Origin of the sequence: Klebsiella sp. MS 92-3, from assembly GCF_000195655.1 — a bacterium.
Lineage (GTDB): Bacteria > Pseudomonadota > Gammaproteobacteria > Enterobacterales > Enterobacteriaceae > Klebsiella > Klebsiella pneumoniae.
The window spans coordinates 10,985-18,397 of sequence record NZ_GL882861.1 but is presented as its reverse complement, the minus strand read 5'-3'; the positions used below and the strand labels follow the sequence as shown (position 1 = coordinate 18,397).

Here is a 7,413-nt window from a genome sequence, read left to right as displayed (position 1 = left end):
GCGCATCGGCGAAGTGGTGACCTCGCTGGTCATCGCGCGTCCACATAACGACATCAACAAAATCGTCATTAAACACAAGGCCTGAAGGCCAGGAGAACGCAAATGGGTGATGCATTAGGTCTGATTGAAACCAAAGGTCTGGTGGCCTGCATTGAAGCGGCGGATGCGATGTGTAAAGCCGCCAACGTCGAGCTTATCGGCTATGAAAACGTCGGCTCCGGCCTGGTCACCGCGATGGTGAAAGGCGACGTCGGCGCGGTGAAAGCAGCGGTGGATTCCGGCGTGGAATCGGCGCAGCGCATCGGCGAAGTGGTGACCTCGCTGGTTATCGCCCGTCCGCACAACGACATCAACAAAATCGTCTCGCATTACAAGATTGCGGACTAACGGAGAATCCTGATGAAAGAAGCGCTTGGTCTTATCGAAACCAAAGGTCTGGTGGCCTGTATTGAAGCAGCGGACGCGATGTGTAAAGCCGCCAACGTCGAGCTGATTGGCTATGAAAACGTCGGTTCCGGCCTCGTTACCGCGATGGTAAAAGGCGACGTCGGCGCGGTCAACGCAGCGGTCGACTCCGGCGTGGAAGCGGCGAAACGCATCGGCGAAGTCGTCAGCTCTCGCGTCATTGCGCGTCCACATAACGACATCGAAAAAATCGCGGCGCAGCACAAAGCATGACCTGACAGGGCGCGCCCCGTCCCCACTCTTTTCGTCTGATGAAGGATAGACTCATGATTGAACTGGATAACGATTTGCAGTCCCGGCAGAACGCGCGGGAACTCGTGCGCAACGCCAAAAAGGCGCAGGCGATGCTGGCCACCTTTTCGCAGCAGCAAATCGACGCCATCGTGAAAAACGTGGCCCAGGAAGCAGCGCACCACGCCGAAGCGCTGGCGAAAATGGCCGCGGAAGAGACTGGTTTTGGCAACTGGCAGGACAAAGTGCTGAAAAACCGCTTCGCCTCGCTGCGCGTCTACGACGCCATCAAAGATATGAAGACCGTTGGCATCATTCATGACGACCCGGTAAAAAAAGTGATGGACGTGGGCGTGCCGCTGGGCGTGATTTGCGCGCTGGTCCCCTCAACGAACCCAACCTCCACGGTTATCTACAAAGCGCTGATCGCCCTCAAGGCCGGCAACGCCATTATCTTCTCCCCGCATCCGGGCGCGCGTCAGTGCAGCTGGAAGGCGATTGAAATCGTCAAACGCGCGGCGGAAGCGGCCGGCGCGCCGGAGGGCTGCGTCGACGGCATCACCCAGCTGACGCTCGAAGCCACCTCTGAGCTGATGCACAGCAAAGACGTGTCGCTGATCCTCGCCACCGGCGGCGAAGGCATGGTGCGTGCGGCCTATGCGTCCGGCACCCCAACCATCAGCGGCGGCCCGGGCAACGGCCCGGCGTTTATCGAACGCAGCGCCGATATCCACCACGCGGTGAAAGATATCATCACCAGCAAAACCTTCGATAATGGGGTGATCTGCGCCTCCGAGCAGTCGATCATCGTCGAAGGCTGCATTTACGACGAGGTTCACCGCGAGCTGGAAGCGCAGGGCGCTTACTTCATGAATGAAGATGAAGCGGCGAAAATGGCGGCGCTGCTGCTGCGCCCGAACGGCACCATCAACCCGAAAGTGGTCGGCAAAACCGCGCTGTACCTCAGCCAGATGGCGGGCTTCTGTGTTCCGGCCAGCACCAAAGTGCTGATCGCCGAACAGACCACCGTGTCGCCGAAAAACCCCTACTCGCGCGAAAAACTGTGCCCGGTGCTCGGCCTGTACGTGGCAGAGGACTGGAAAGCCGCCTGCCACCGCGTGGTGGAGCTGCTGACCAACGAAGGACTCGGCCATACGCTGGTGATCCACACCCGTAATCAGGACGTCATCCGCCAGTTCAGCCTCGAAAAACCAGTTAACCGTATTCTGATTAATACTCCGGCGGCACTCGGCGGTATCGGCGCGACCACTAACATCTCCCCGGCGCTGACCCTCGGCTGCGGCGCGGTCGGCGGCGGCTCCAGCTCCGACAACGTCGGCCCGATGAACCTGCTCAATATCCGCAAAGTCGGCTACGGCGTGCGGTCGATTGACGAGCTTCGCGCTCCGGGCAGCCGCCCTGAGCCGCAGCCGACCATCGTCTCTCCGGCGAGCGATCCGCAGCGCAGCATTCTTGATGACGTGCGTTTTAACGCCCCGGCCAACGCCGCGCCAGCGCGCTCTGCAGGCAGCGATGACCGTTTTGCCAGCGCAGGCGCCGCCAGCATGGAAGGCGAAATCAACGAGCAAAACGTGGAACGCGTTATCCGCCAGGTGCTGGAGCGCCTTGCTAAGTAACGCACTGATATAAGGCGATAAAACGATGATTCTCGCAAAGGTAACCGGCCATGTTGTCGCCACGCAAAAATGCGATGAGCTGCGCGGCAGCAACCTGCTGTTAATCACTCGCTTAGATGACAAACAGCAGCCGATGAAAGACCAGACCTGGGTCGCCGTCGATAACGTCGGCGCCGGCATGCACGACATCGTGCTGGCGGAAGAGTACTTCGCGCTCAATAAAGACCGCTACAAAGCGATGTCGGTGGTCGCCATTGTCGAGAAGGTGTTTCGGGACACCGAACAGGAGTGAATAGCCCAATGAGTGAATTTTTACTGAAACCGCGGATTTGCTTCGGTCAGGACGCCCTCTCGGTGCTGAACGAACTCTCCGCCCGCAGCGTGCTGCTGGTGACCGATCAAGCGATGGTCAAGTTTGGCCTCGCCGAGCGCGTCACCGCCCTGCTGCGCCAGCGCGGGATCGCCTGGCAGATGTGGGACGACGTGGTGGCGGATCCGGATATCGCCACCGTGGTGCGCGGCATGAAGCTGATGGATAACCACTATCCGGATCTGGTTATCGCGCTCGGCGGCGGTTCGGTAATCGATGCCGCCAAAGCGGTTATTTTCTCCCTGGCGCAAACCCGTCCGCAGGCTAACCGGCCGCGTCCATGCTTTGTCGCCATCCCCACCACCAGCGGCACCGGTTCGGAAGTCACCGCCTTTTCGGTGGTGAAAGCCAACGCGGAGAAGCTGGTGCTGGTGGATGCGTCGCTGCTGCCGGATATCGCCATTCTTGACCCGGCGCTGGTGACTTCGGTACCGCCGGCAATTACCGCCGACACCGGCATGGACGTGCTGTGTCACGCCCTTGAGGCCTACGTCTCCCGCGCCGCCAGCGACTTTTCCGACGCGCTGGCGGAGAAAGTGGTGCAGCAGGTATTTCGCTATCTGCCGACCTGCTGGCGCAGCGGCGACAACCTGCTGGCGCGCGAAAAGATGCACAACGCCTCCTGCATGGCGGGCATGGCCTTCACCAATGCCTCGCTGGGGATAACCCACAGCCTGGCCCACGCCCTCGGCGGCGTCTTCCGCGTGCCCCATGGCCGCGCCAACGCCCTGCTGATGGCGCACGTCGTCGCCTGGAACGCCGATGTCGACGGCCAGTGCGACACCCTCGCGGCGCATAAATATGCCCGTCTGGCGCATCTGCTGGATCTGCCTGCCGCCTCGCCACGCCAGGGCGTCGCCAGCCTGCTGGTCGCCATTCAGGCGTTAAAAGAAGAGATGAACATGCCCTCCGGCATTAGCGACACCGGCATTGACGCGCCTGAATTCGACCGTCGTTTGCCGGAGATGGTCGGCCAGGCGCTGCGCGACAGCTGTACCCCGACCAACCCACGCGCGCCGGACGCTAACGCGTTAACCGAACTTTATCGCCAGGCGTGGCATGGACAACAGACATCGCCCGGCGGCGCTCCGCTTGCGCGGGCCTACGGGTAACAGATAACCGGGTGATCGCTGGGTTATTTGTAGGCCGGGTAAGGCGTCAGCCGCCACCCGGCAGAAACGGACACTGTATCCACAACCGGGTTGTCATCAGCCGCGGAAAAAGAACATCTGGAGAATACTTCATGGCACACTACAACTTAACGCCGCGCGTCAAAGTGCTGGCAGACCGTTTACTCGCCCAGAAAAGCACGCTGTGCACCGAACATGCCACCACGCTGAACGCTCTTGATGGCGACATCGCGGGCGTTCCCGCCGCCGTTAAACCGGCGCGCCGCTTCTATGAACTGATGCGCCAGCTGCCGCTGACCATCAGCACCGACGAGCTGATCGTCGGTAACCAGACCCGTAAACCGCACGGGGCGATTTTCCATGATGAAAGCGCCGCGCATCGCCCATCCGCGTTCCAGTTCCTCAACCTCAATAGCGATCTGGATTCACCGGACTACAAACTGGTGGTCGAAAAAGGCGTGCTGGCGATTAAGCACCAGTTAGAAGAGAAAACTCGCGCCCTCGGTAGCGCCGTTAGCCGCAGCGGTATGGATCAAGTCAATGGCTGCCGCGCCGCCATCTACGCCTGCGACGCCCTGCTGGCGCTGGCGCAAAATCTGGCCAACAGCGCCGAACAGCTGGCGGCCGCGGAAACCAATGCTTATCGCAAAGCCGAGCTGCTCGACAGCGCGGCCATTCTGCACCACGTTCCGGCCCATCCGGCGCGTAATTTCAAAGAAGCCTGCCAGGCGTTCTATCTGTTCCAGCTGGCGCTACAGCTGGATAATGGCAGCTATGCGGTTAACCCGCAAGGGGCGGATATCGCGCTAATGCCTTACTTCCAACGCGATATCAACAGCGGCGCGCTCAATACCCAGCAGGCCTATGAGATCGTGGAGTGCCTGTGGTTCAAGCTGGCGGAACTGAGCGAAGTCCGCGCCGCCTGCGCCATTGACGGCTATCCGATGCTCGACGCTATGCTGCGCGGCGCCACTTTTGACAACGCCGAAGTGAACGAACTCTCGGCGATGTTTATCAGCGCCCAGCGCAACCTCAGCGCGCTGAATCTGCCGGTACGTCTGTTTAGCGGCGTACAGCCGGTCAGCCACGCGCCGTTCGCCGCCTGCGCCGACACGCCGGTGATGGAAGGCTTAACCCCGCGTATGCAACGCCTGCGTAACCACTACCTGACGGTGCGCCCGAGCGTCTCTATCTATCGCGCGCTGGCCTTTACCGAAGTGGTGAAAGCCAACCCGGGCATGCCGACCATTCTGCTGCGGGCGAAAGCCTTCCGCCACGCCTGCGAAACCGCGCCGATTCTGATTCAGGACGATGAGCTGATCGTCGGCCATCCGTGCGGCAAGCCGCGCGCGGGCGCCTTCTCGCCGGACATCGCCTGGCGCTGGGTGCGCGACGAGCTCGACACCATGAGCACCCGCCCGCAGGATCCGTTTGAGATCAGCGAAGCGGATAAAAAAACCATTCGCGAAGAGATCGTCCCGTTCTGGGAAGGCCGTTCGCTGGACGAGATTTGCGAAGCGCAATACCGTGAGGCCGGCGTCTGGGCCTTCAGCGGCGAGACCTTCGTCAGCGACCTCTCCTATCACCAGATTAACGGCGGCGGCGATACCTGTCCGGGCTACGACGTGCTGCTATTCACCAAAGGGATGAACGGCATTAAAGCCGATGCCGAAGCGCATCTGGCCAGCCTGAGCATGGAAAACCCGGAAGATATCGACCGTATCTACTACTACAAAGCGGCGATTGAAACCTGTGAAGGAGTAGTCAACTACGCCCGTCGCATCGCCGCCCACGCCCGCGAACTGGCGGCTAAAGAGCAAAACGCCCAGCGCCGCGCCGAGCTGCTGACCATCGCCGAGGTCAACGAAAACGTGCCGGCCAATCCGCCGAAGACCTTGCAGGAAGCGCTGCAGAGTATCTGGACCGTCGAATCACTGTTTGAAATCGAAGAGAACCAGACCGGGCTGTCGCTGGGGCGCGTCGACCAGTACTGCTACCCGATGTTCGAAGCCGATATCCGCGAAGGCCGCCTGACCCACGACACCGCGCTGGAACTGCTGCAGGCGTTCATCATCAAATGTGCCGAACTGATGTGGATGTCGAGCGAGCTGGGAGCGAAATATTTCGCAGGTTATCAGCCGTTTATCAACCTCACCGTTGGAGGCCAGAAACGTAGCGGCGGCGATGCCTGTAACGATCTGACCTATCTGATTATGGACGCCGTGCGCTTCGTGAAGGTTTACCAGCCGTCGCTGGCCTGCCGTATCCACAACCAGTCGCCGCAGAAATACATGGAAAAAATCGTCGACGTGGTGAAAGCGGGGATGGGCTTCCCGGCCTGCCACTTCGATGACTCCCACATCAAGATGATGCTGCGCAAAGGCTTCGATTTTGAAGACGCCCGCGATTACTGCCTGATGGGCTGCGTTGAACCGCAAAAATCCGGGCGCATCTACCAGTGGACCTCCACTGGCTACACCCAGTGGCCTATCGCTATCGAGTTCGTGCTCAACCGCGGGCGGATGGTGCTGTTCGATAGCTATCAGGGGCTGGATACCGGCGACCTGCGCGACCTGCGCACCTTCGACGAATTCGACGCGGCGGTGAAACAGCAGATCGCCCATATCGTGCGCCTGTCAGCCATCGGCACCGTCATCAGCCAGCGCGTCCACCGCGATGTGGCGCCGAAGCCGCTGATGTCGCTGCTGGTCGAAGGCTGCATGGAGAGCGGCAAAGATGTCGCCGCCGGCGGCGCGATGGTCAACCACGGTCCGGGGCTGATTTTCTCCGGTCTGGCGACCTACGTCGACTCGATGGCGGCGATCCGCAAGCTGGTGTTCGAAGAGAAGAAATACACCCTTGAGCAGATCCGCGATGCGCTGCTGGCGAACTTTGAAGGTTACGAAGCGCTGCGCCGCGACTGCCTGAACGCGCCGAAATACGGTAACGACGATAACTACGTCGACCAGTACGCGCTGGATATTACCGAATGGACCGAGAAAGAGTGCCGTAAGTACAAGATGCTCTACTCGACCCTCAGCCACGGCACCCTGTCTATCTCCAACAACACGCCCATCGGCGAGCTGACCAACGCCACGCCGAACGGCCGCCTGGCGTGGATGCCGCTCTCCGACGGCATCAGCCCAACCCAGGGCGCGGATAAACAAGGTCCGACGGCGATTATCAAGTCGGTCAGCAAGATGAACGTGGAAACCATGAACATCGGCATGGTGCACAACTTCAAGTTCCTCAAAGGGCTGCTGGATACCCCGGAGGGGCGCCATGGACTGATTACCTTGCTGCGTACCGCCTCGATTCTCGGCAATGGCCAGATGCAGTTCAGCTATGTCGATAACGAAGTGCTGAAGAAAGCGCAGCAGGAGCCGGAGAAATACCGCGACCTGATCGTCCGCGTCGCCGGCTATAGCGCCTACTTCGTCGAGCTGTGCAAAGAGGTCCAGGACGAGATCATCAGCCGTACGGTGATTGAGAAGTTCTAGCTCTCTTAAAGAGAATTAAATGAGCTGTATTTGAGAAATAACCGGAAGTTCTCCCCCCCCCCCCCCGGGGGGGGGGGGGG

The 7,413-nt window shown here is 60.4% G+C and carries 6 protein-coding genes and 1 pseudogene; all 7 read left to right on the top strand.

The window, feature by feature from the left end; all coding sequences use genetic code 11:
• A pseudogene (locus HMPREF9538_RS33060) lies at positions 1 to 85 on the top strand (BMC domain-containing protein); the annotation flags it as partial.
• Positions 86 to 102: 17 nt separating this feature from the next.
• The gene (locus HMPREF9538_RS02965) at positions 103 to 387 is read left to right on the top strand and encodes a BMC domain-containing protein (RefSeq protein ID WP_002442227.1); all 285 of its coding nucleotides are present in this window, start codon (positions 103 to 105) and stop codon (positions 385 to 387) included.
• A gap of 12 nt (positions 388 to 399) precedes the next feature.
• Positions 400 to 678, top strand: a complete 279-nt coding sequence (locus HMPREF9538_RS02970; RefSeq protein WP_004146125.1) for a BMC domain-containing protein — start codon at positions 400 to 402, stop codon at positions 676 to 678.
• Between the two features lie 53 nt (positions 679 to 731).
• A complete protein-coding gene (locus HMPREF9538_RS0128450; RefSeq protein WP_012542985.1) occupies positions 732 to 2,333 on the top strand; it encodes an acetaldehyde dehydrogenase (acetylating) in 1,602 nt (533 codons plus the stop codon).
• Between the two features lie 25 nt (positions 2,334 to 2,358).
• The gene (locus HMPREF9538_RS02975) at positions 2,359 to 2,625 is read left to right on the top strand and encodes a EutN/CcmL family microcompartment protein (RefSeq protein WP_009486245.1); all 267 of its coding nucleotides are present in this window, start codon (positions 2,359 to 2,361) and stop codon (positions 2,623 to 2,625) included.
• Between the two features lie 8 nt (positions 2,626 to 2,633).
• Entirely contained in the window at positions 2,634 to 3,815 is a 1,182-nt protein-coding gene (locus HMPREF9538_RS02980; RefSeq protein WP_009486244.1) for a 1-propanol dehydrogenase PduQ, read from the top strand.
• Positions 3,816 to 3,946: 131 nt separating this feature from the next.
• Positions 3,947 to 7,333, top strand: coding sequence for a choline trimethylamine-lyase (gene cutC, locus HMPREF9538_RS02985; RefSeq protein WP_009486243.1), 3,387 nt, complete (start codon positions 3,947 to 3,949; stop codon positions 7,331 to 7,333).
• The last annotated feature ends 80 nt before the right edge of the window (positions 7,334 to 7,413 follow it).